This is a genomic window from Pseudomonas sp. Emmai, from assembly GCF_055179735.1.
In genome coordinates this window covers 511,665-533,640 of sequence record NZ_CM143685.1, presented here as the reverse complement: position 1 = coordinate 533,640, position 21,976 = coordinate 511,665, and the positions used below count along the sequence as shown (strand labels likewise).

Sequence of the window (21,976 nt, the reverse complement as noted above, 5' to 3'; positions counted from 1 at the left end):
ACAGCAGGAAGCTCCCCATGCTCAAAACCCTCGCGGTGGCCAATTACCGCTCGATCAATAAATTGGTGATCCCGCTGGGTCGGTTGAACCTGATCACCGGCCCCAACGGCAGCGGCAAGTCCAACCTCTATCGCGCCTTGCGCCTGTTGGCGGAGACGGCCCAGGGCGGCGTGGTCAATGCGCTGGCCCGTGAGGGCGGGCTGGATTCAACGTTCTGGGCCGGGCCGGAGAACATCAGCCGGCGCATGCGTAACGGCGAAGTGCCGATCGAAGCCACCGTGCGCCAGGGCGTCAAACGCCTGCGCCTGGGGTTTGCCGGCGAAGACTTCAGCTATTCGATTGCCCTGGGTTTGCCGGCGCCGACCGAGTCTTACTTTGCCCTCGATCCGGAAATCAAAAAAGAATGCATCTGGGCCGGCGCCCTCTACCGCCCGGCGAGCCTGCTGGTGGATCGCGAAGGCCCGATGATCCGCGCCCGCGAGGGCCGCAACTGGGATGTGCTGGCGCAACACACGCCGAATTTCGACAGCCTGTTCGATCAGGTCGGCAGTTTTCGCACCTCCCCGGAAGTCATGCACCTGCGCGAGTTCATCCGCCGCTGGCGCTTCTACGATCACTTTCGCAGCGACGCCGACGCCCCGGTGCGTCAACCGCAGTTGGGTACGCGCACGCCGGTGCTGCACCACGACGGTCGCGACCTCGCGGCAGCGTTGCAGACCATCCGCGAAATCGGCGATCCCGAAGCGTTGCAGGCCGCCATCAGCGATGCGTTCCCCGGCGCGCGCTTGAACATCGCACCGTTGCAGGGTGGACGCTTCGCCATCGAGTTTTATCAGGAAGGGTTGTTGCGGCCGTTGTCGGCGGCGGAGTTGTCGGATGGCACGCTGCGTTATCTGCTGCTGGTCGCCGCCTTGCTGACGCCTCGACCGCCGACGCTGATGGTGCTGAACGAGCCGGAAACCAGCCTGCACCCGGACCTGTTGCCGGCGTTGGCGCGGTTGATCATCCGTGCGTCCGAGCAATGTCAGGTGTGGGTGGTGTCCCATGCCCGGCGCTTGATCTCGGCGTTGCAGGAAGACCTGGAGTGCAACTGCATTGTGCTGGAGAAGACCCTGGGCCAGACCGGGATTGTCGGGCAACGGGTGCTGGATGAGCCGGCGTGGAATTGGCCGGATTGAGGTACACCGATCGTTCCCACGCTTTGTGGCGAGGGAGCTTGCTCCCGCTCGGCTGCGCAGCAGCCGTAAAACCATCGATGCGTTAACTCAGACAAATCGCATACTCAGGTCTTGGGGGTGCGGCGCACCCCAGCGGGAGCAAGCTCCCTCGCCACAGGTGGGAACGATCAGGTCAGCGAATCACCCCTGCCACTTCCCACCCTCGACAATCACGCTCTCAGGCTTGGTGTCATCGCTCAGTTCTTTACGCACGTACTGGTCGTACAGCTTGAGCAGATATTTCTCTTCACCCAACTTCGCCAACTCGGTGTTTACCCAGTCCCGCAGTTCGAGGTTGCCCTTCTTCACCGCCGGCGCAATCGGTGCTTCGGCGCCCAGGGTCTGGGCCAGCACGCCGTAGAGCACGCCGCCGACGGTGCTGATGGCGATGCTCAGAAAGGAAATCGATAAGGTTTGCGCAGCGCCCTTGCCCAGTTGCGGCAACGACACCCACAGCAATTCAAGACCCGAACTGGCCATGCTGGAGCCTCCTTTCCAGACGGCTGAGCAGCAGCGACAGCGGCAAGAACAGCAGCACGCAAATCAGCGTCAGCACGGCGAGCATTTCGTAGGTTTTGTAGTAGAGCGCGATGTAGCTCTTGGTGGTGTAGAGAATCTCCGGCACCGCCACCGCCGAAACCACGGTGGTTTCCTTGAGCAGGAAAATGAAATTGGCGAACAGCGACGGCAGGCTGAGGATCCCGGCTTGCGGCAGGATCACGTAGCGCAGCAATTGCCCGTGGGACAGGCCGATGGAGCGGCCCGATTCCAGTTGCGCGTGCGGCACCGCATCCACACCCGCGCGCAGCACTTCCGTGAGGTACGCGCCGCCAAGGAAGGTCATGGTGATGATCGCTGCGGTAAATCCGGAAACGCGGATGCCCAGCGTTGGCAGGGCGAAGTAGACGAAGAACAACTGAATCAACAACGGGGTGTTGCGCGCCAGTTCCACATACAACCCGACCAGGCGCTGCAAGTAAGGCGTGCGAAACACCAGGATCGTCGCGTTGATCAGCGCCACCAGCAGCGAGGTGCCGATGGCGATGAAGCCGACCTGCAGCGTCACGCCCACGGCGTTGAGAAACGCCGGTAGGGTGCTGAGGATAAAAGCGTAATCGAAGTTCATTGAACATCCTGAACGTCGCTCGGTAAGCGACGGTGGTGCAGTCCATGAACGGTGGATAACCGTCCGGCAGGCACCGACTTTAAAGGTATAAAAAGAGGAATTTAAATACCGCTAAAGCATATTGATATCACACAAAAACTATCTCGTGGATTTGCGGCAACAACGGATGACGGCTATTTTCCTTTTCGCTGTAGGAAGGATCTTTTTTTCAAAAAGCCCCTCCAAGGACGCACAGCTTTTGGCCAGACTCCCGGCCAAACCCATCACAAGGAAGAGAAGAATATGGCTGACGTAAAAGCACCGCAGCGGCTGGACCCGCAGGACATCGTGAAGTTGTTGGTGGCGTTGCGCCGGGCGTTGAAGGCGCAGGCGGCCTGAAGAGCGCTTTGATCGTTCCCACGCTCCGCGTGGGAATGTAGCCCGTGACGCTCCGCGTCACATCCAAAGCCGAACGCGGAGCGTCCGTTGAGGCATTCCCACGCAGAGCGTGGGAACGATCACGCCGACGCTATATAAGCCGTCGGCGTTCGAAACCTTGAAGGGGTTTAAAGCGGCGTCAAATCAGAACGCTGGCAATACCGCGCCGTTGTACTTCTTGGCGATGAACGCTTTCACTTCCGGGCTGGTCAGGGCTTTGGCCAGTTTCTGGATAGCGTCGCTGTCCTTGTTGTCCGGACGAGCCACCAGGAAGTTCACGTACGGCGAATCGGCACCTTCAATCACCAGCGCGTCTTTAGCCGGGTTCAGGCCTGCTTCCAGCGCGTAGTTGGTGTTGATCATGTCCAGGTCGACCTGGTCCAGCACACGCGGGAGCATGGCCGATTCCAGTTCCTTGAACTTGAAGTTGTGCGGGTTCTTGGCGATGTCTTTCGGGGTAGCCAGGGCGTTTTTCGGGTCTTTCAACTCGATCAGGCCAGCCTTCTGCAACAGGATCAGGGCGCGGCCGCTGTTGCTGCCTTCGTTAGGGATGGCGATGGTGGCGCCGTCCTTCAGCTCAGCCAGGGTTTTGACTTTCTTCGAGTAGCCGCCGAACGGTTCGACGTGCACGCCGATCACGGTCACCAGGTTGGTGCCTTTGCCTTCGTTGAAGCTTTTCAGGTACGGCAGGGTCTGGAAGTAGTTGGCGTCCAGGCGCTTCTGATCGACCTGCACATTCGGCTGAACGTAGTCGGTGAAGACTTTGATTTCCAGATCCACGCCTTCTTTGGCGAGGGTTGGCTTGATCAGTTCCAGAATCTCGGCGTGTGGGACCGGGGTCGCCGCAACCACCAGTTTCTCGCCAGCCTGGGCCAGGCTTGCAGTCAGGGCAGCCGCCAATGCGGTGAACAACAGAACCTTTTTCATGCAGTGTCCTTATCGGAAATCACGGTCGCTTATGGCGACGGCTATTAGTACGAGTGCCAGTGAAGTGCTATCGCTGGCGTGAAGCGGACAATACCGGGATTTTTTATTCCCGAACAATATCTTTTATTCACTTTGATATTCCATTTTGTTCATACAGCTCTAGCTCGCACATTACCTGTAGGAGCGAGGCTTGCCCGCGAAGGCGTCCTTCATGACACACCGCGTCGTCTGGGTTCGCGAGCAAGCTTTGCTCCTACAGCGATAGCGTTCTTTCTGACACACCGTGTCGTCTGGGTTCGCGAGCAAGCTTTGCTCCTACAGGAGCGCGGTGTTTTTGAGGAGTTGTTTCAGGGCGGCTTGATCGGCAGCGGTTCCGTTGGCGAGGATTTGTTTGAGTTGCCGTTCGATCTGCGCCAGCGATGGCGGTACCTCCGGCAAATTCAAATGCTCCGGCAAGATCTCATCCCCGGTGCTCACCAGCAGCGCGAAGTGAATGACGTTCTCCAGCTCCCGGGTGTTGCCCGGCCAGCTGTGAGCCTCCAGTACCTGTTGCGCGGCTTCGCTGATCAGCGGCACGGGCAGGTCCAGGCGTTGGCTGTAGATGCCGAGGAAATATTCCGCCAAGGACAGAATGTCGCCCACCCGCTCACGCAACGCAGGCAATTCGAGCTGGCCTTCGCTGAGGTAGTGATAAAGCCGTTCGTGAAATTTTCCCGCTGCCACGGCTTGGGCCAGGTCGATGCTGGTGGCGGCGACCAGGCGCACGTCCACCGGGCTCGGCTGGGGCGCGCCGACGCGGGTGACTTCGTGGTTTTCCAGGGCCGACAGCAACTTGATCTGGATCGGCAACGGCAAGTCGCCGATCTCGTCCAGGTACAGCGTCCCGCCATTGGCCGAACCAAACCAGCCGGCGCGACTGCTGGCCGAGCCGGTGTAGCTGCCAGCGGCGTAGCCGAACAATTCGGCGTCGGCGTAAGTGGGACTGATCGCGCCGCAATTGACCGAGACGAACAACCCGCCACGATCGCTGGCGCGATGAATGTGGCGCGCGAGCAATTCCTTGCCGCTGCCGGTTTCGCCGCGAATCAATACGGAAATGGCGCGTGGGGCCAATTGCTCCAATTCCTGGCGCAACTGCCGCGAGCGTGGATCGACGAACACCAGCGCTTTGGCGCGGATGCTCAGGGGGCTTTTTTCGGCGTCGGGGAAGGTCAGCAGCGGCTGACCGAAGGCTTCAAAACTCATGGCAGACTCCCGCCCAAAACCGCCGGGAGACGGGGGCGTTGAAAAAATAGAAATCAGGCGCGGCGCAGGGCGTGATGCTCCATGCGGTTTTGCAGGCGATAGAGATAGGCAAAACCCTGCTCCCAACGCTGGTGACCGGACTTGACGTTGATGTGCCCGGCACCCGAGAGAATTCCCGCCTCGGCGCCCCAATTGCGGGCCAGCTCCATTGCACGGGGTGCACTGACGGCGCTGTCGTTGTCGGAGCTGACGACCTGGCTCGGGAACGGCAACAGGGTGGTCGGAATCGGTGCGAAATTACGCAACGCTGGCGAGCACGCCGGGCGTTCGACGTCCGCCGGCGCGACCAGCAAGGCGCCGCGCACTTGCCGCAAAAACTGCACCGGCGCGGTGGCGGCCCAATGGGCCACGGTGATGCAACCCAGGCTGTGGGCGATCAGGATCACCGGCGTGCTGTCGGCGGCGATCGCCTCGGCCAGCGCCGCGACCCAGTCTTCACGGCGTGGCGTCAGCCAATCGGCCTGCTCCACCCGTGCGCTGTTCGGCAGACTGTTCTGCCAATGGCTTTGCCAATGATCTTCCGGCGATCCTTGCCAGCCCGGCACAATCAGGTAGCGAATTGATTCGTTGCGCATGGGGGAGCTCTCCTGCTGCGTGTCTGTTCCTGATCGAGTATAGGGACGAGAGTTATATTCGTTAAGGAATAAGAAGCTATTTATTAAGACCTATAAAGAATATGAAGCCGGATACTGATCGTTCCCACGCGCAGCAAAGGAATGCATCCTGTGACGCTCCGCGTCACGACATTGGAAGGGACGCGGAGCGTCCCGGGCGGCATTCCTTTGCTGCGCGTGGGAACGATCGTTAGAACGTGGGAACGATCTTTACGCCAAAAAAAAGGGCCGCACCCTGCCAAGGAGACGGCCCCGGAAAACTTGAAATCTGTTAACGCGCGGTAATCACCGACAACTTGGTAATCCCCGCCCGCTCGATCGAGGCCATGGCCCGTGCCACTTCGCCGTAATTCACCCCGTCGTCCGCCTGTAATTGCACGCGCACTTCCGGGTCCTTGGCCTTCGCCGATTTCAGGTTGAATTCCAGCAAGTCCGGCTGGATTTCATCCTTGTTGATAAACAGCTTGCCGGCGCCGTCGATGCTGACCACCAGCGGGTCTTTCTGCTCCACCGGGGCCACGGCCTCGGTCTTGGGCAGGTTGATCGGGATCGCATTGGTCAGCAGCGGCGCGGTGACGATAAACACCACCAGCAGCACCAGCATCACGTCCACCAGCGGTGTCACGTTGATCTCGCTCAGCACCTCATCGCTGTCTTGCGTGGAGAAGGCCATATCAGGACGCCTCCTTCACTTTCTGCGCGCCACCCTGGGCCACCACCTTGTGCGAAGCCGGGTGAACCAGCAGGCGGAACGAACTCTTCTGCGCCAGGCTGTAGAAGTCGTGGGCGAAGTCATCCAGGTCCGCCGCCGTCAGTTTCAGGCGACGCAAAAAGTAGTTGTAAACCAGCACCGCCGGCACCGCGACGGCGATCCCTACACCGGTGGCGACCAGCGCCGCACCAATCGGCCCGGCCACGGTTTCCAGGCTCGCCGAACCCGCCGCGCTGATGCCTTTCAACGCTTCCATGATTCCCCACACCGTGCCGAACAAACCAATGAACGGCGAGGTGCTGCCAATACTCGCGACCACCGCCAGCCCGGTTTCCAGCGAACGACGTTCGCGGACGATCTGCTGACGCAAGGCGCGCTCCAGACGATCCTGATGATTGATCGCCTGGCTCAAATCATTGGCCTGCGGCGCTTCACCCACCTGGATCGCCGCATAACCGGCCTGGGCCACACGGGCCGCAGCACCCGGTTGGGTTTCGCTTAACTCGGCCGCCGAATCAAGACTCGACGCCGCCCAGAACTGTTTATGAAACTTGCGATCCTGGGCTTTCAGGCGACCGAACTGCACGCCCTTGAGCAACGCCAAACCCCAGGTGGCAACGGAAAATACCACCAGCAGCCAGATCACCGCGCCTTCGATGGATTCAAGTGGAGAGGCCAGTAACGTCATGATGTATTCCCTCGTGTAAATTTTTTGCGCGAAATTGGTTTCGGTTTAATGAATCTTGAAATCGATGGGCACGCTGACCCAGCCATCCTGGGCGACATCACCTTGCTTGGCCGGCACGAAACTCCAACGCTTCACCGCGTTGAGCGCGGCCTCGTCGAGCTGATCGCGACCACTGCTTTTCTGAATCTGGATCTCCCCCGGCTTGCCGTTGGCCAGCACATGCACTCGCAACAACACCGTGCCTTCCCAACCGCGGCGCTGGGCCAGGGACGGGTATTCCGGCGCCGGGTTCTTCAGGTACGCGGCATTGGCCGAGGCCGGGGTCACTGGCGCGGGCGCCGGTGGTGCGGGCGGTGCCGGAGCGGCAACAGGCGCTGTCGGTTGTGGCGGCGCCGGTGGCTGTTCAACGGCTTTAGGTGCCGGTTTCGGTACAGGTTTGGCGACCGGTTTTGGTTTAGGAATCGGCTTCGGTGGCGGCGGCTTCACGGCCAGCTCGTCTTCCACCGGCGGCGGAGGCTCGACCACCTGTTGAACCGGTGGAGGTGGTGGCGGTGGTGTCTCGACCACGGGCGGCGCCGGGCGCGAGAACTCGATGGTCATCGGCGGAATTTCCGGCGGTACGATCGGCAGTTCCTTGATCGGCTGCTGGTTGACCCAATAGATCACCGCGCCATGCACCAGCAACGCCAGTACACCGAGCAGGATCGCTTCGCGCCGGCTCAGGATGCCCTTGGGCGCCCGCTGCAAACGCAACTGGCCCAACGGCACGCGATGCACCCGGCCGAGGTCGACCAACTCGCCACTCGGCGCCTGGCGCCAGAGCAGCTCATGTGCGCCGGCGGCGGTCTGGACATTGCCCATTGATTAACTCCCTGCGGTCTCTTTGCGAATAACCCGATGACACCCCGCACTGAATCCCCCGCGCGGTGTATCGATGGGCCAATCATTGGGCCAGACGCTTATCTCTTAAAGTAATCTTTGAAGTTATGGATAGACCCAGATCGAATATGGGAAGCGGTCAATTTCGCCAAAGCCACGTCCTGTAAGGCTTGTAGCGGGACTCGAAAAAGACAATGCATTTCAAGCATTGAAAGTATTCGTGGAAGGTATGAACAAAAAAGTTTTGCAGACGAATAAGCGCAAAAAAAAAGGCCAATACATATCAATGCATCAGCCTTATTGCCGAATTAGATTTGTTCACCAACACAAAAAATCTCTATATAGATCTTCACTCGGTTACCACGTCAGGGCCTTCTGTGTACGGGTCTCTTGGTAAAGATAAATCGCTCCACGCCACCCCTGGAGCGATCTTTCGGAAGCCGTGCCCCCTCAAATTCAGAAAAGCCCGGACTGCCATCTTTATAGGGAGCAATGAGCTCCCAATCATCCACGCCCGTGCTGAACCAGACAAATGTTCGCTGTCTGTCATTATAAAAATGAAAATTCCCGTTTATTTCTTCAGTGACACCCGTCGACTTAAGCCCCATGCGCCCAGAAAATTTTCCGGACGCCTCATCATGCTTTTCTATTGATAAAGAATAATCACCCGAACTATCGTAAGTACCACTTAAAGGATTAGACATGGGGCAACCTCTACGCATTAAAGTTAATAAAAATCCTCCATAAGAAATTAATTAACAAACGACTTTCCAGCAACTGTCATAAATGACAGCTACTTATATTCGTTTGCTATAACTTCGAAGTTAGAAGTCATAACGACCCGTCACACCCAACGTCCGAGGCGTACCGAGCAACCCTTCATAACCACCATTGCCGCCCGTCCACAGCGTTGTGTAATAGGTTTTGTCGAAGGCGTTTTTCAGCCACAGCGACACATCCCACTGCCCCTGGTTGAAGTCGCCGCGCAGGCCTGTGGATAAGTTGACCACCGCGTAACTCGGGATCTGCCCGTAGTCGGAATCCTCCACCGTGCCCACCGCTTTGGAACGGAACGCGTAGCTGGCGGTGACGTATTCTTCGAAGCCGTTGCTCAGGTTCCATTTGTATTCGCCGTTGGCGTTGCCGATCCATTTCGAGGCGCCGACCACCTGGTGGCCGCTGAGGTCGCAAGAGGCCGGCGCGCCTGGACGCTGGCTGACTTCCGGCGGGCACGGGGCATCTTTGTAGGCACCCGGCCGAGGTCGACCAACTCGCCACTCGGCGCCTGGCGCCAGAGCAGCTCATGTGCGCCGGCGGCGGTCTGGACATTGCCCATTGATTAACTCCCTGCGGTCTCTTTGCGAATAACCCGATGACACCCCGCACTGAATCCCCCGCGCGGTGTATCGATGGGCCAATCATTGGGCCAGACGCTTATCTCTTAAAGTAATCTTTGAAGTTATGGATAGACCCAGATCGTATATGTGAAACGGTCAATTTCGCCAAAGCCACGCTTTACAAGGCTTACAGCGCAGCGTCGAAAAAACGATGCTTTGCGAGCATCAAAAGTATTCGTGGAAGGCATCGATTCAGGGGGAAAGTCATAGCCGTTACAACTAACTACAGCGTATATCGCCCACAAACAAAAACAGGCTGATGCATGTTCAATGCATTAGCCTGTTGCTTGTTACAGCACTGATTATTGCTTGATTAACTCTCCAGCCAGACCTACTACTTCGCCATCAAAGTTGGTGCTCGAACCCACCGCACGAACTTTTTTGTCATTGTGGTCAGGTGAAAACAACGACCCTATTTGAAAACCACTGCTGCCCTTCAGCCGATGAGCTTGGTGGTGGTTGGTTGAGTGACTATAAATAATTCAAAACAGCTTTACTCCTGCTTCTGTTGGCACTCAGTGATACCTACGCTCAACCGACAATTACCCAATTGCTCCGAACGTGAAAAATCATGCTTAATCGCGATTAAAAACCGCCTGAAAATTCCAAAATGCTATCAAACAGTCGAAGGAACTGTAATTTCTGACAGTAGCGCCTCTTTATAAAAAGCTTTCAACTAGTCGCACACCCATTCAGGATGGCGAGAAACACCATGAACACTAAAACCCTTATTGCCGCGCTCGTTATGCTTTGTGCATCACACCTCTATGCAGCAGAAGAAATTAAAACGCCCTATTACAGTACCGAGATCAAGAATGATTCCAAGACACTCACAATGGGCATACGCGTTCACGGTCAGCCGGACACTTCACTACTCCCTGGACGCACGTTTTCTGTCACTTCTTTCCCAACAGCAGGTGGCCTGTTCAACGCTTCACCGAGCAACAAATTCAAATTTGTCTCTATTGCCATGACAGGCTGCACCAAAGAGATGTGTATCACGATGTCCGACTCCGAAACGGCTAACGCCGCCGACGGCAAAAAATCCGACAAAAACACACACTCGACCCCTGACTTTGAAATCTTCAACGCAAGCTCTTCCAATATTACGGTTCACAAAGCAGGAGATTCGTCCTGGGTAACGATCCCGAAAGATGGAAAAGCGACAATCCACGGCATCCTTGATTCAGGCTTCACTGTCAAAGGCCAAATGGAGGTCATCCAGATTGATAGGCAAAAGTGCGAGACGCCCTACTGCTATCGAGTCCTGCAATAACCGAATGGCTTTAGAAGCCTTAGGTCGCTTATCAGAAGTCGTAGCGACCGGTCAGGCCGAGGGTGCGCGGCGTACCGAGCAACCCTTCATAACCACCATTGCCGCCCGTCCATAGCGTTGTGTAATAGGTTTTGTCGAAGGCGTTTTTCAGCCACAGCGACACATCCCACTGCCCCTGGTTGAAGTCGCCGCGCAGGCCTGTGGATAAGTTGACCACCGCGTAACTCGGGATCTGCCCGTAGTCGGAATCCTCCACCGTGCCCACCGCTTTGGAACGGAACGCGTAGCTGGCGGTGACGTATTCTTCGAAGCCGTTGCTCAGGTTCCATTTGTATTCGCCGTTGGCGTTGCCGATCCATTTCGAGGCGCCGACCACCTGGTGGCCGCTGAGGTCGCAAGAGGCCGGCGCGCCTGGACGCTGGCTGACTTCTGGCGGGCACGGGGCATCTTTGTAGGAGAGGTAGCTGACGTCGTTGAAGGAACCGTTGAGGTTCAGGGTCAGGCCGCGCAACGGGATGATCGTGCTTTCGACTTCCACACCGCGCGAACGCACCGAGCCGGCGTTGGTCAGGTATTGCACGCGGTTGACGTCGTCGTAGGCGTTGGTCTGATAGGCGTTGACCTGGGTCCAGAACACATTGGCATTGAGTTGCAAACGACGGTCCCACAGGGTGCTTTTGAAACCGAGTTCGGCGTTGTTCGCGCGCTCGGTGCCGATCAACAGCGAGTCGGCGCCGGCGGTGGGTGCGGAGCCGACCACGAGGTTCACGCCACCGGATTTTTCGCCGTGGGACAAGGTCGCATAACCGAGCAAATCATCGGTAAAGCGGTAGCTCAGGTTCAGCAGGCCGGAGGGGCTGGAGCTGTACTGATTCAGATCGCCGGAATCGTAGGCGCCAGTGCGACCACGTCTGGCCGTCGCCGCCGCCCCGGTCACCGCCGCGCCACCCACCGGTGCATCGCGAGTGACCCAGGCGTTTTTCTCTTCGTAGGTGCCACGTACCCCGGCGGTGAAGTCCAGCCGTGGGGTGAGGTGCCAGGTGCCTTGGGCAAACAACGCAAAGCTGTTGGTTTCGATATGGCCGTTGCCGACGCTGTCGACGTTGGCCAGTGCACCCCGTGGCGTGCCGTTCCAGATGTCGGCTTGCGGGCCGTAGTAGGCGAAGGATTTGTTGTCCAGGTCCGAGCCGAAGTAGTAGGCGCCGAGCACGTAGTCGAAGAATTCGCCCTTGGGCGACGCCAAACGAAACTCCTGGGAGTACTGCTTATCTTCCACCGAGACCCCGGCGTTGTAGCTCGCCGGTACGTTCAAGCCGTCGTCATTGCGCGGGGTGAAATTCCACCAGCGATAGGCGCTGACCGAGGTCAAGGTGAAGTCGCTCGGCAAGGTCCAGTTAGCCTCCACCGACGTACCGCCCTGATGCACCGTGACGTGTTGATCGTTATCCAGATTGACCTTGCGATGGGAGCCGTTGACCAGCGTCGCCCCCGCCGCAGCGGCCCGGGATTCGTAGAGATTGACGCCATTGATGGTCGGCCCGGTGCTGTACAGCACGCGGGTGCCGGCGCTGGAATCCTCTTCGTTGTAATCGCCGATCCAGCGCAGGTTGAACGACTCGTTGGGCTTGAACAGTAACTGGCCACGGAAGCCTTCGCGAGAACCACCGTTCAAGTCGTGGCCGTTGAATTCGTTCTTGATGTCGCCGTCGCTGCGGGTGCGATACGCGGAAAAGCGCCCGGCGAGTTCGTCGTTCAGCGGCCCGGAAATCGTGCCCTTGGTCTGGAAGTAACCGTCCTCGCCCACCGAAGTTTCGATGCTGCGTTCCGGGGTAAACGAGGGCGCGCGGGTGCTGATGTTGATCACCCCGGCGGTGGTGTTCTTGCCGAACAACGTGCCCTGGGGACCGCGCAGCACTTCGAGTTGTTCGATGTCCATCAGGTCGAACACCGCCATGCCCGGCCGCCCGAGGTAGACGTTGTCGATGTAGAGCCCGACGCTGCCTTCAAGTCCATCGCTGGCCGGGTTGTTACCGAGGCCACGAATCGACACGCTGGACTGACGCGCATGCATGTAGGCGACGTTGACGCTGGGCACCAGTTGCTGCAAATCCTGAATGCGATAGACCCGCTGGGTTTCCAGGGCCTGGCCGCTGACGACGCTCATCGGTGTTGGCACGTCTTGCGAGCTTTCTTCGCGGCGACGGGTGGTGACGGTCACGGTTTCCAGCTGCGAACTGTCGGCAGTGGGTTTGCTGGCAGGTGCCGCTTCGGGCGTTGTGCTGTCGGCCGCACAGGCCTGGGCACTGCCCGCCAGCAACAGGGCCAGGGGCAGGCGTTTGAGCCGTCGGGGCGATAAGGGCGAGGCAAGGTTCAACGGACTCATGGGGCGGCTCCTGGTCAAAAAACACGCAGTGACATTCAGCAGTGCATATTCTTTTAAGTTATTTATTTATGTTTTTACAAAGATTTACTGCATAAGAGATTGCCTTTATAAGGAGTCCACCCGATGCATATCCAATGCATTCGCCCGATATTTTTTATGTGAAAAATGCATATCGATTTGCGCCAACTCCGCCACTTCATCGCCCTCGCCGACCAGCGCAGTTTTGTCGCGGGCGCCTTGGCGGTGAACCTCTCGCAATCGGCGTTCAGCCGCAGCATTCAGGCGCTGGAACACAGCGTCGGTTGTCAGTTGGTGGATCGCGGCCGCAAGGACCTGGCGCCGACCAAACAGGGCCAGGTGTTGCTCGAACATGCACGGCGCCTGGTCAGCGGCGCGCAGCAGATGGCCAACGAGATCAGCCAGTTCAATGGCCTGGAGGCCGGGGAGTTGCGCTTCGGTTGCGGCCCTGCACCGGCGGCGGGGTTGATCCCCCGGGCCATCGGCAGTTTTATCGGGCGCTATCCGAAAGCGCGGGTGCAGTTTCAGGTGGACGATTGGCAGAGCCTGAGCAAGCGATTGCTGAGTGAGGAGTTCGAATTTTTTGTCGCGGACACCCGCTATTTCGAAGCCGACCCGGACTACCTGACTCAACGCCTGCGCCCGCGCAAATGGCATTTCTGCTGCCGCGCCGGGCATCCTTTGGCGGCGCGTGAAAGCGTCAGCGCGGCGGAATTGATGAGCTATCCGATGGCCGTGACCATCCGCCCGCCAAACCTGCGCAAAGTCATCGTCGACTTGAGTGGCCGCCCGGATTTCACGCCGAATGTGGAATGTGAAAACAGCTCCAGCTTGCTGAGCGTGGTGATGCGTTCGGATGCCATCGGGATTGTCGGTGCTTATTCAGATGCGCTGCATTTGGCCAGAGGTGAATTGATGTGTTTGAAGATCGATGGGCTGGCGGATGATCTGGAGGAGTTGTACACGCGGTACGGGATTGTCAGCCGCGCCGGGTATCGCTTGTCGCCATTGGCCGAGGCGATGATTGCGCAGATCAAGGCGATTGATGCGGTGGATGAGGAGGTGTGTTCGCTGGAGAATTTGGCTGTTTGATCGGGCCTCTTCGCGGGCAAGCCTCGCTCCTACAGGATTGGGGTCGCGCCAATATCGGGATCAACCCGCCCCTGTAGGAGCGAGGCTTGCCCGCGAAGGCGTCTGTCCGGCCAACGATGCACCCACTGCATAAAACCCATTCCCCAAATGCACTTGCCTCTACCCCGTCCAACCAGCGAAAACCCTCGCCTGTCTTCCGATCGGTGAACCCCATGCCCAACACCCAAAACCCCGTGCGCAACGTGCTGTACATCATGTGCGATCAACTGCGCCGCGATTACCTGTCGTGCTACGGCCACCCGCATTTGCACACGCCGAATATCGATCGCCTGGCCGCCGCCGGCGTGCGTTTCAGCCGCGCCTACACCCAAGGCACTATCTGCGGGCCGTCGCGGATGTCGGCCTACACCGGGCGCTATGTCAGCAGCCATCAAGTGGCGTGGAACGCCGTGCCGTTGCCCCTGGAAGAACTGACCATCGGTGACTATCTGCGCCCGCATGGCATCCGCACCGCGCTGGTGGGCAAGACCCACGCCACGCCTAATCTGGATGCCTTGCAACGGCTGGCGATCGATCCTTCCAGCGAGCAGGCCGACGTGTTGAACGAGGTGGGTTTCGAAGCCTTTTTCCGCCACGACGGCATCTTCCCCGACGACCCGCTGTTCGACGACAAACGCGAGTCCGCGCCCTACACCCATTACCTGCGCGACCACGGTTTCGACGGTCGTAATCCGTGGCACGACTGGGCCAACGCCGCCGAAGGCGCCAAGGGCGAAATCCTCAGCGGCTGGAAAATGCGCAACGCCCATCTCCCCGCACGCGTCCCCGAGCAGCATTCGGAAACCGTCTACACCACCGACCGCGCCATCGACTTCATCGCCGAGCAAGGCGAGCAGCCGTGGTGCCTGCACCTGTCGTACATCAAACCGCACTGGCCCTACATCGCCCCGGCGCCGTATCACGCGCTGTATGGCGCCACGCAGGTGATTGAACCGGTGCGCGCAGCGCTTGGCGAGGAGAGCGATCACCCGGTGTACAACGCGTTTCGCCAACACGAAGAGAGCCTGAATTTCTCCCGGGATGAGGTGCGGTTGAACGTGGTGCCAACCTACATGGGGCTGATCAAACAGGTCGATGATCAGCTCGGGCGATTGTTTGATGTTCTGCAGAGCAACGGGCGCTGGGACGACACGCTGATCGTGTTCACCAGCGATCACGGCGACTTCCTCGGCGATCATTACCTGGGGGAAAAAGAGTTTTTGCTGGAACCGGCCGTGGGGATTCCGTTGATCGTGCGCGACCCGCGAGCGGCGGCGGATGGCACCCGGGGATCGGTGGACGATCGGCTGGTGGAAACCATTGATGCGCTGCCGACCTTTCTTGAGGCACTGGGTTTGCCGAGCGCGGATCACCGGCTCGAAGGACGCTCGCTAATCCCGTTGCTGCATGGCGTGGAAACCGACTGGCGCCGCTATGCGATCAGCGAATACGACTACGCCTTCCAGGCCCCGGCGCGGGAGCGTCTGGCGCAACCCATCGACCGTTGCCGCATGACCATGGTGCGCAGCGAGCGCTGGAAATACCTGGCGTATGACGGGTTTCGGCCGCAGCTGTTTGATTTGCTGAATGACCCGCAGGAGTTGCGCGATCTGGGCGCGGACCCGGCGTTTGCCGCCGTTCGCGAAGAGCATGCGGGGTATCTGTTTGAGTGGGTGCGCGGGTTGAAACGGCGCACCACCATCAGTCATCAGGAGATTGATCTGCGCGGACAGCGGTTTCGGTATGGCGAGCCGCAGATCGAGAAGTTGGTGCAGATCGGCGTGTGGTAACCCATATTGTGGCGAGGGAGCTTGCTCCCGCTGGACTGCGCAGCAGTCCCTTTTTTTGGGGCCGCTTCGCGGCCCAGCGGGAGCAAGCTCCCTCGCCACAGAGTAGGTGCTCGGCCTCAAATCCCTTTGATGGTCTGACTCCGCTGCCCCGCCACGCCCACCGGCACTTCACCCTTCAACGTCACCCGCCGCACGATCCGGTCCTGCGTCCCATAGTCATCCACCGCGTAATGCTGGGTCGAACGGTTATCCCAGATCGCCACATCACCCGCCTTCCAGCGCCAGCGCACGGTGTTTTCCAGGCGCGTGACATGGCTTTGCAACAGGCCAAACAAATGTGCCGAATCCGCTTGGGAGTAGCCCTTGATGCGCTTCACAAAGTGCCCCAGCAGCAAGCTCTTCTCGCCGCTGATCGGGTGCACGCGCACTACCGGATGCTCGGTTTCGTAGACGGTGGAGGTGAAGATCTTGCGGTAGCGCTCCAGCTTCTCCGCCGACACGTCGGGCTTGGCCCCGGCGTAGTCGTATTCGTTGCTGTGCACGGCGGTGAGTTTGTCCGCCAGTTCTCGCAGCTCCGGCGCCAGTTCGTTGTAGGCGGTGGCGGTATTGGCCCAGAAGGTGTCGCCACCGAACGCCGGGGCCACTACCGAGCGCAGGATCGAGGCTTTCGGGTAGGCGTCGACGAAGGTTACGTCGGTGTGCCAGGAGTTGGCGCGCTGGCCTTCAGCGCCGTCCAGTTCCAGCAGATAACGGGTGCCGTCGCGCACCGGTACGGTCGGGTGCGCCACCGGTTCGCCGAGCAAGTGGGCGAAGGCTTCCTGGCTCTGATCGTCGAGTTGGGTCTGCTCGCGGAAGAACACGACTTTGTACTGCACCAGCGCTTGCTGGATCGCTTCGACGGTGCCGGCGTCCAGCTCACCGGAAAGTTGCACGCCGCGGATCTCGGCGCCGATCCGACCGGCCACCGGATGGATTTCAAGCGCGTGAACAGCAGGTTTTACAGCTAAAGCGGCATTGCTCATGGGTAGACCCTCGATCGGACTGCTGACGGTTGAACGGCAACTAAACATTGCTCTATATATATTCAATTTAGGTCTAATAGATATTCACATGCTTCGTTGACGGAATAAGAGCTTGCATTTAAAACCTCAAGCAACCCTCGTCGCAAATGCCTTCGAGCTATTTTTAGGATGCCGGAAAAGCATATGGATCTTCGCCAGTTGCGCTACTTCATCGCCCTTAACGAGCACCGTAGTTTTGTCCGCGCGGCCGACGCCATGGGCATCACTCAACCGGCGTTCAGCCGCAGTATCCAAGGGCTGGAGCAAGAATTCGGTTGCGTGCTGGTGGACCGAGGCAACAAGGATCTGCGCCCCACGCCCGAGGGTCAGGTGGTGCTGCAACATGCCCTGACCCTGGTGCAAGGCGCGGCGTTGCTCAACGCCGAAGTGACGCAGATGACCAAGCTCGACGCCGGCGAACTGCGCTTCGGCTGCGGCCCGGCGCCGGCGGTGAAACTGGTGCCGGATGCGGTGGCGCAATTCATCAACGCCCACCCGAAAGTGCGCACCTGTTTTCAGGTGGATAACTGGGAAAAACTCAGCCGCGCATTGACCCGGGAAGAGATCGAATTCTTCATCGCCGACATCCGTCATTTCGAGGCCGACCCGAACTTCCAGACCCAGGCCCTGACACCCAAGCGCGGGGTGTTTTTCTGCCGGCCGGGGCATCCACTGCTGGTCAAGGACAGCCTGTCCACCAACGACATGTTCGACTATCCGCTGGCGACCACATTGATCCCGCCGGGCATCCGCAAACTGCTGGCGAACCTCAGTGGGCGGATGGATTTTTCACCGACCATCGAGACCGAGCACTTTCCGGCGCTGGTGAAGATTGTGTTGCAGTCGAATGCGATTGGCATTGGCACCGAAGAGGCGTTTGTCGAGGACATTGCCCAGGGTTCGCTGGTGTTGCTGCACTGGCGCAATTTGCCGCAGAACGTCGAGAGCATGAATGCGCGATGCGGGATTGTCAGCCGCACCGGGTTCCGGTTGTCGCCGGCGGCGCGGGCGATGATCGAGACGTTGGTGGCGGTGGATAAACAGCAGATCGCTGTCGCGGTTTGAATGCATTTGTGGCGAGGGAGCTTGCTCCCGCTGGACCGCGAAGCGGTCCCAAACCAGCCAACGCGATGACCCGCAAAGCAAAGCGATCACCGGAATACGACTGCTACGCAGCCGAACGGGAGCAAGCTCCCTCGCCACAGGTGTTCATATCAAAGCTTGGCAGCCGCCAACTCCGGCACCACCCAATCCGTCACCTTGAACGGCTTGCGAATCAGCTTCTGTTGCGAAGCCAGATCCACCGCATCCTGCAATTTCCCGAGGAATACCGGGTCCAGGGTCGAGGGGAATACTTCGCTCAATTTCTGATCCTGCAAATCCTGCTGAAGAATCAGCGGTGGATAACTCGCCAGCCCCGACACCAACTGAATGTACGCGTCCTTGTTGCTGTCCTGGGTCAGCCACTCCACTGCTTGCTGCTGCGCTTTCAACAGTTTTGCGACGACGTCGGGATGCTCGTCGACAAACTTTCCGGTGCCCACCAGCACACTCTGGATACTGCCGGCGCCGCCCAAATCTTTGGTGTTCAACGGCAACTCGGCCAAGCCCTTGGCCCGCAGCGCGGTCAACCCGGAGCTGCCCCACGACGCATCGATCTGCTTGGCCGCCAACGCCGCCACCGCACCGTTGAAGTCCAGGTTGATCACCTTCACGTCCTTCTCGCTCAAACCCTGGCTGGCCAGCGCCGCATCGAACGACAACTGCGTGGCGGTGCCACGGAAGATCGCCACGCGTTTGCCCTTGAGGTCTTGCAGGGTCTTGATCCCCGAACCGGGCACCACGCCCAGATACTGTTTCACCCCGCGCGCGGAGGCGCTGAGCAACCGCGTGTCCAAACCGTTGGACTTGCCGATGATCGCCGCCAAATCGCCGAGGTAAGCCAGGTCCACCTGACCGTTGGCGAACGCTTCGTTGATCACCGGACCGGCGCCCTTGAAGAAGCTCCACTGAATCTTGATGCCCTGATCGGCGAAGGCTTTTTCGTAGATCTGCTGGTCGCGCAATACATCCGCTATGCCGCCGCCGCTGTGCTGGGTGCCGGCACTGAGGTCGGGCACGGCGATCCTGATTTCCTTGAGTTCATCGGCGTGGGCGGTAAACGCTAGCAACCCCGCCAGGGCCGGGATGGCGAACAGACTGATGACACGTTTGAAGGGACGATTCATGGGTGCGGCTCCTGGTGGCGATGGCGTTGAGGAGCAGAACGTAGGCTGAATCGGGGCCAGCACTTAAATACTATAAATTCACATTTTTATAGCTTTTAGATCTATGCCAGGCAACGCGAGTGTCTTGGGCGGGTATGCATAAACAGCATCGAAAATATTCTTCAAATGCATTGGATGCGTGTGGGCTGGAAGCCTTAAATGGCTTGGCTTATCTCTCAATAGCATTGATTCAATTTTTTATAGATCGATTTCGCATACACCGATCCTTTGTAGGAGCGAGGCTTGCCCGCGAAGAGGCCGTCAGATCCAACATTGATGTTGGATCTGACATCGCCTTCGCGGGCAAGCCTCGCTCCTACAAAGGTCAAAAACGGAGGTCATCCATGGCCCGTGTTTCCCTTCTCAGCCTGCCGCTGGCCGCCCCGCCGCTCAACGGTCGACGACTTTGGCCCAGCCTGAGCCAACGCCTGTTGCCCTGGTTGTTGCCCATCAGTCTGTTCGCCCTCTGGTGGCTGGCCAGCCGTAATCACTGGATGAGCGAGCAGATCCTGCCGGCGCCCTCGCTGGTGTGGAGCAGCGCGGTCGAACTGTCCCAGGGCGAGTTGTGGAGCCATCTGTGGATCAGCCTGCAACGCCTGTTCTGGGGCTTGCTCGCCGGAGTCAGCGCCGGCGCCATCCTCGGCGCGGCGCTGGGTTTCAGTCGGCGCCTGGAGCGTCTGGTATTCCCGACGTTCGCCGGGTTGGCGCAAGTGCCGACCCTGGCCTGGATTCCATTGTTCATGGTGTTTTTCGGCATCGGTGAAGTGCTGAAACTGGTGGTGCTGGTCAAAGCCATCGTGGTGCCGGTGACCCTGCACACGCTGGTCGGCGTGCGGGATGCCCAACCCAAATTGCGCGAAGCCGCCGCCGTGCTGCGCCTGCCCACTCGCTTGTTGATCCGTCGCCTCATCCTGCCCGCCGCCCTCCCTGCCGTCATGGCCGGCGTACGGTTGGCATTGGCCGCCGGTTGGACCTCGTTGCTGGCCGTCGAACTGCTGGCCTCCAGCGAAGGCATCGGCTACCTGATGGTCTGGGCGCGGCAGTTGTTCATGCTCGACATCGTGTTCGTGGTGATCGTGGTGATTGGCTTGATTGGCGTGGCGATGGATCGCGGCATCGGTCTGCTGGATAAAAAACTCGTGCACTGGCCGCATCCCGCCACTGCCGAAATTCGTCGCGGCCCGCGCTATGCCGGGTGGCCGCGGGTACAGCCGTGGCTGTTGCCGCTGGCGCTGCTGGCGTTGTGGCAAGTGACCACGGATCAGCAGTGGATCGACGCGAATATTCTGGTCAGCCCATTGGCCGTGTTGGCAACCACCTGGCACGGTTTGCTCGACGGCACGTTGCTCGGCGGCATGGCCCTGAGCCTGGGCCGCACCCTCGGCGGTCTGCTGCTGGGCGGCGGCCTCGGGTTTGCACTGGGCTTGCTGCTGGGGCTGTCGCGCACCAGTGAACGGGTGCTCGGCCCGACCCTCGCGGCGATCCGCCAGATCGCGATTTTCGCCTGGGTGCCACTGCTCACCGCGTGGTTTGGCCTGGGGGAATTGGCCAAGTGGGTGTTCGTCGCCCTCGCCGCGTTCTTCCCGCTGTTCATCGCCACCCAACGCAGCGTCGCCAACCTCTCGCCGCAGCTCAATGAAGCGGCGCAAGTGCTGCGCCTCAATCTCGGCCAGCGCCTGCGCCGTCTGGTCTTGCCCGGTGCTGCGCCAGGGATTTTCGCCGGCCTGCGCCTGAGCCTGATCTACGCCTGGCTCGGCACCATCGGCGCCGAATATTTCATGCCGTCCAATGGCGGCATCGGCAGCCAGATGATCGGCGCGCAACAGCTGCTGCGCATGGACCTGATCATGGCCGGCATGCTCCTGGTGGGCCTGACCGGCGCCCTGCTCAACCTTATCGGCCAACGCCTGGAAATCCGCGCGACCCGCTGGAGACACGCATGAACGCACCGATTGTCAGCTTCAACCACGTGGGCAAATCCTTCGATGTCGATGGCTTTGAACTGGAGGCGATTCGCGAATTCAACCTGGAAATTGCCGAGGGCGAATTCGTCGCCATTGTCGGCTCCAGCGGCTGCGGCAAATCGACGTTGCTGCGGCTGCTGGTGGGGCTCGATACGCAGTTTCGCGGGCAGATTACCGTGGACGGCACAGCGGTCAGCGGCATTGGTGGCGAGCGCGGGATCGTGTTTCAGGAACATCGATTGTTCCCGTGGCTGACAGTGGCCGACAACATCGGCCTGGGCCTGGTCAACGAACCCTTGAGCGCCGAGCAAAAGCAAAAACGCGTCGACGATTTCATCGAGCTGGTGGGCCTCAAAGACTTCACCCGCGCCTACCCGCATCAACTCTCCGGCGGCATGGCGCAACGAGTCGCCATCGCGCGCGGCCTAGTGGCCAGCCCACGGATTCTGCTGCTGGACGAACCCTTCGGCGCCCTCGATGCTCTGACCCGACAGCAGATGCAGGACGAGCTTCTGGCGATTCGCAGTCGAGCAAAAATCACCACGATCCTCGTGACTCATGACGTCGAGGAAGCGATCTTCCTCGCCGACCGCGTGGTGGTGATGGAGCCGCGCCCCGGACGCATCAAGCAAGTGGTCGACATCGCCCTGCCCCACCCGCGCCAGCGCAGCAGTTTTGACTTCCACCAATTGCGCGAAGAGCTGCTGCACGAACTCACCAGCGACGACCACTACCAACCCACCGTGCCGGTGCAGATCCGTGACCTGCCGCTGTCCTTCATTGCCTGCTGAACAGGAGATTTTT

Annotated in this window: 18 protein-coding genes and 4 pseudogenes; 7 read left to right on the top strand and 15 right to left on the bottom strand. The window is 59.5% G+C overall.

The annotated features are described in order from the left end of the window. Positions 1–17 precede the first annotated feature (17 nt). Positions 18–1,178 carry an AAA family ATPase gene (locus ACY4LX_RS02360; RefSeq protein WP_149659010.1) on the top strand — a complete coding sequence of 387 codons (1,161 nt, stop codon included), beginning with the start codon at positions 18–20 and terminating at the stop codon, positions 1,176–1,178. 180 nt (positions 1,179–1,358) lie between these two features. On the opposite strand, the pseudogene ACY4LX_RS02355 reads toward ACY4LX_RS02360, so the two are convergent. The 12 genes and pseudogenes from ACY4LX_RS02355 to ACY4LX_RS02300 form a co-directional block, all read right to left on the bottom strand. Continuing rightward, a pseudogene (locus ACY4LX_RS02355) lies at positions 1,359–1,577 on the bottom strand (glutamine ABC transporter substrate-binding protein); the annotation flags it as partial. Then, positions 1,566–1,697, bottom strand: a pseudogene (locus ACY4LX_RS02350) (amino acid ABC transporter permease); the annotation flags it as partial. The pseudogenes ACY4LX_RS02350 and ACY4LX_RS02355, both read right to left, overlap by 12 nt. Next, the gene (locus ACY4LX_RS02345) at positions 1,678–2,343 is read right to left on the bottom strand and encodes an amino acid ABC transporter permease (RefSeq protein ID WP_463259076.1); all 666 of its coding nucleotides are present in this window, start codon (positions 2,341–2,343) and stop codon (positions 1,678–1,680) included. The pseudogene ACY4LX_RS02350 and the gene ACY4LX_RS02345, both read right to left, overlap by 20 nt. Positions 2,344–2,904: 561 nt before the next feature. Beyond that, positions 2,905–3,687, bottom strand: coding sequence for a MetQ/NlpA family ABC transporter substrate-binding protein (locus ACY4LX_RS02340; RefSeq protein WP_149659005.1), 783 nt, complete (start codon positions 3,685–3,687; stop codon positions 2,905–2,907). A 315-nt stretch (positions 3,688–4,002) separates the two neighbouring features. Then, complete coding sequence (locus tag ACY4LX_RS02335; protein WP_463259075.1) at positions 4,003–4,932, bottom strand: sigma 54-interacting transcriptional regulator; 930 nt, start codon at positions 4,930–4,932, stop codon at positions 4,003–4,005. Positions 4,933–4,985: 53 nt separating this feature from the next. After that, positions 4,986–5,567, bottom strand: a complete 582-nt coding sequence (locus ACY4LX_RS02330) for an alpha/beta hydrolase (RefSeq protein ID WP_133840072.1) — start codon at positions 5,565–5,567, stop codon at positions 4,986–4,988. A gap of 310 nt (positions 5,568–5,877) precedes the next feature. Next, positions 5,878–6,279 (bottom strand): ExbD/TolR family protein, encoded by a 402-nt coding sequence (locus ACY4LX_RS02325; protein WP_003220570.1) that lies wholly within the window; start codon positions 6,277–6,279, stop codon positions 5,878–5,880. A gap of 1 nt (position 6,280) precedes the next feature. Then, the gene (locus tag ACY4LX_RS02320; protein WP_463259074.1) at positions 6,281–7,006 is read right to left on the bottom strand and encodes a MotA/TolQ/ExbB proton channel family protein; all 726 of its coding nucleotides are present in this window, start codon (positions 7,004–7,006) and stop codon (positions 6,281–6,283) included. A gap of 45 nt (positions 7,007–7,051) precedes the next feature. Then, positions 7,052–7,867 (bottom strand): energy transducer TonB, encoded by an 816-nt coding sequence (locus ACY4LX_RS02315; protein WP_463259073.1) that lies wholly within the window; start codon positions 7,865–7,867, stop codon positions 7,052–7,054. 383 nt (positions 7,868–8,250) lie between these two features. Continuing rightward, complete coding sequence (locus ACY4LX_RS02310; RefSeq protein ID WP_463259072.1) at positions 8,251–8,589, bottom strand: hypothetical protein; 339 nt, start codon at positions 8,587–8,589, stop codon at positions 8,251–8,253. Between the two features lie 120 nt (positions 8,590–8,709). Continuing rightward, positions 8,710–9,135, bottom strand: a pseudogene (locus ACY4LX_RS02305) (TonB-dependent receptor); the annotation flags it as partial. Beyond that, positions 9,081–9,221, bottom strand: a pseudogene (locus tag ACY4LX_RS02300) (energy transducer TonB); the annotation flags it as partial. The pseudogenes ACY4LX_RS02305 and ACY4LX_RS02300, both read right to left, overlap by 55 nt. A gap of 773 nt (positions 9,222–9,994) precedes the next feature. Here ACY4LX_RS02300 and ACY4LX_RS02295 point away from each other — a divergent pair. Next, positions 9,995–10,558, top strand: a complete 564-nt coding sequence (locus ACY4LX_RS02295) for a hypothetical protein (RefSeq protein ID WP_463259071.1) — start codon at positions 9,995–9,997, stop codon at positions 10,556–10,558. 31 nt (positions 10,559–10,589) lie between these two features. Here ACY4LX_RS02295 and ACY4LX_RS02290 read toward each other — a convergent pair whose 3' ends face one another. Continuing rightward, positions 10,590–12,941: a TonB-dependent receptor gene (locus ACY4LX_RS02290; protein WP_463259070.1), complete on the bottom strand. Its 2,352-nt coding sequence runs from the start codon at positions 12,939–12,941 to the stop codon at positions 10,590–10,592. A 165-nt stretch (positions 12,942–13,106) separates the two neighbouring features. Between ACY4LX_RS02290 and ACY4LX_RS02285 the strand changes: the two genes are divergently transcribed. Together ACY4LX_RS02285 and ACY4LX_RS02280 are read left to right on the top strand one after the other, a co-directional pair. Continuing rightward, a complete protein-coding gene (locus ACY4LX_RS02285) occupies positions 13,107–14,051 on the top strand; it encodes a LysR family transcriptional regulator (protein ID WP_463259069.1) in 945 nt (314 codons plus the stop codon). Positions 14,052–14,263: 212 nt separating this feature from the next. After that, positions 14,264–15,880 carry an alkaline phosphatase family protein gene (locus tag ACY4LX_RS02280; RefSeq protein ID WP_463259068.1) on the top strand — a complete coding sequence of 539 codons (1,617 nt, stop codon included), beginning with the start codon at positions 14,264–14,266 and terminating at the stop codon, positions 15,878–15,880. 116 nt (positions 15,881–15,996) lie between these two features. Here the strand turns inward: ACY4LX_RS02280 and ACY4LX_RS02275 are convergent, their stop codons facing one another. Beyond that, on the bottom strand, positions 15,997–16,902 hold the full coding sequence (locus tag ACY4LX_RS02275; protein ID WP_149658997.1) for a TauD/TfdA dioxygenase family protein: 906 nt from the start codon (positions 16,900–16,902) through the stop codon (positions 15,997–15,999). A gap of 183 nt (positions 16,903–17,085) precedes the next feature. Between ACY4LX_RS02275 and ACY4LX_RS02270 the strand changes: the two genes are divergently transcribed. Beyond that, positions 17,086–18,006: a LysR family transcriptional regulator gene (locus tag ACY4LX_RS02270; RefSeq protein WP_463259067.1), complete on the top strand. Its 921-nt coding sequence runs from the start codon at positions 17,086–17,088 to the stop codon at positions 18,004–18,006. 149 nt (positions 18,007–18,155) lie between these two features. Here the strand turns inward: ACY4LX_RS02270 and ACY4LX_RS02265 are convergent, their stop codons facing one another. Next, on the bottom strand, positions 18,156–19,169 hold the full coding sequence (locus ACY4LX_RS02265; protein WP_463259066.1) for an ABC transporter substrate-binding protein: 1,014 nt from the start codon (positions 19,167–19,169) through the stop codon (positions 18,156–18,158). A gap of 383 nt (positions 19,170–19,552) precedes the next feature. Between ACY4LX_RS02265 and ACY4LX_RS02260 the strand changes: the two genes are divergently transcribed. Both ACY4LX_RS02260 and ACY4LX_RS02255 read left to right on the top strand, forming a co-directional pair. After that, positions 19,553–21,151 carry an ABC transporter permease gene (locus ACY4LX_RS02260; protein WP_463259065.1) on the top strand — a complete coding sequence of 533 codons (1,599 nt, stop codon included), beginning with the start codon at positions 19,553–19,555 and terminating at the stop codon, positions 21,149–21,151. Continuing rightward, positions 21,148–21,963 carry an ABC transporter ATP-binding protein gene (locus tag ACY4LX_RS02255; RefSeq protein WP_463259064.1) on the top strand — a complete coding sequence of 272 codons (816 nt, stop codon included), beginning with the start codon at positions 21,148–21,150 and terminating at the stop codon, positions 21,961–21,963. The genes ACY4LX_RS02260 and ACY4LX_RS02255 overlap by 4 nt, the downstream gene beginning before the upstream one ends. Positions 21,964–21,976: the final 13 nt, after the last annotated feature.

Bases quoted from the DNA above. Each gene is read 5' to 3' on its own strand.
- ACY4LX_RS02360 (WP_149659010.1), top strand. From the start codon at position 18: ATGCTCAAAACCCTCGCGGTGGCCAATTACCGCTCGATCAATAAATTG.
- ACY4LX_RS02345 (WP_463259076.1), bottom strand. From the start codon at position 2,343: ATGAACTTCGATTACGCTTTTATCCTCAGCACCCTACCGGCGTTTCTC.
- ACY4LX_RS02340 (WP_149659005.1), bottom strand. From the start codon at position 3,687: ATGAAAAAGGTTCTGTTGTTCACCGCATTGGCGGCTGCCCTGACTGCA.
- ACY4LX_RS02335 (WP_463259075.1), bottom strand. From the start codon at position 4,932: ATGAGTTTTGAAGCCTTCGGTCAGCCGCTGCTGACCTTCCCCGACGCC.
- ACY4LX_RS02330 (WP_133840072.1), bottom strand. From the start codon at position 5,567: ATGCGCAACGAATCAATTCGCTACCTGATTGTGCCGGGCTGGCAAGGA.
- ACY4LX_RS02325 (WP_003220570.1), bottom strand. From the start codon at position 6,279: ATGGCCTTCTCCACGCAAGACAGCGATGAGGTGCTGAGCGAGATCAAC.
- ACY4LX_RS02320 (WP_463259074.1), bottom strand. From the start codon at position 7,006: ATGACGTTACTGGCCTCTCCACTTGAATCCATCGAAGGCGCGGTGATC.
- ACY4LX_RS02315 (WP_463259073.1), bottom strand. From the start codon at position 7,867: ATGGGCAATGTCCAGACCGCCGCCGGCGCACATGAGCTGCTCTGGCGC.
- ACY4LX_RS02310 (WP_463259072.1), bottom strand. From the start codon at position 8,589: ATGTCTAATCCTTTAAGTGGTACTTACGATAGTTCGGGTGATTATTCT.
- ACY4LX_RS02295 (WP_463259071.1), top strand. From the start codon at position 9,995: ATGAACACTAAAACCCTTATTGCCGCGCTCGTTATGCTTTGTGCATCA.
- ACY4LX_RS02290 (WP_463259070.1), bottom strand. From the start codon at position 12,941: ATGAGTCCGTTGAACCTTGCCTCGCCCTTATCGCCCCGACGGCTCAAA.
- ACY4LX_RS02285 (WP_463259069.1), top strand. From the start codon at position 13,107: ATGCATATCGATTTGCGCCAACTCCGCCACTTCATCGCCCTCGCCGAC.
- ACY4LX_RS02280 (WP_463259068.1), top strand. From the start codon at position 14,264: ATGCCCAACACCCAAAACCCCGTGCGCAACGTGCTGTACATCATGTGC.
- ACY4LX_RS02275 (WP_149658997.1), bottom strand. From the start codon at position 16,902: ATGAGCAATGCCGCTTTAGCTGTAAAACCTGCTGTTCACGCGCTTGAA.
- ACY4LX_RS02270 (WP_463259067.1), top strand. From the start codon at position 17,086: ATGGATCTTCGCCAGTTGCGCTACTTCATCGCCCTTAACGAGCACCGT.
- ACY4LX_RS02265 (WP_463259066.1), bottom strand. From the start codon at position 19,169: ATGAATCGTCCCTTCAAACGTGTCATCAGTCTGTTCGCCATCCCGGCC.
- ACY4LX_RS02260 (WP_463259065.1), top strand. From the start codon at position 19,553: ATGGCCCGTGTTTCCCTTCTCAGCCTGCCGCTGGCCGCCCCGCCGCTC.
- ACY4LX_RS02255 (WP_463259064.1), top strand. From the start codon at position 21,148: ATGAACGCACCGATTGTCAGCTTCAACCACGTGGGCAAATCCTTCGAT.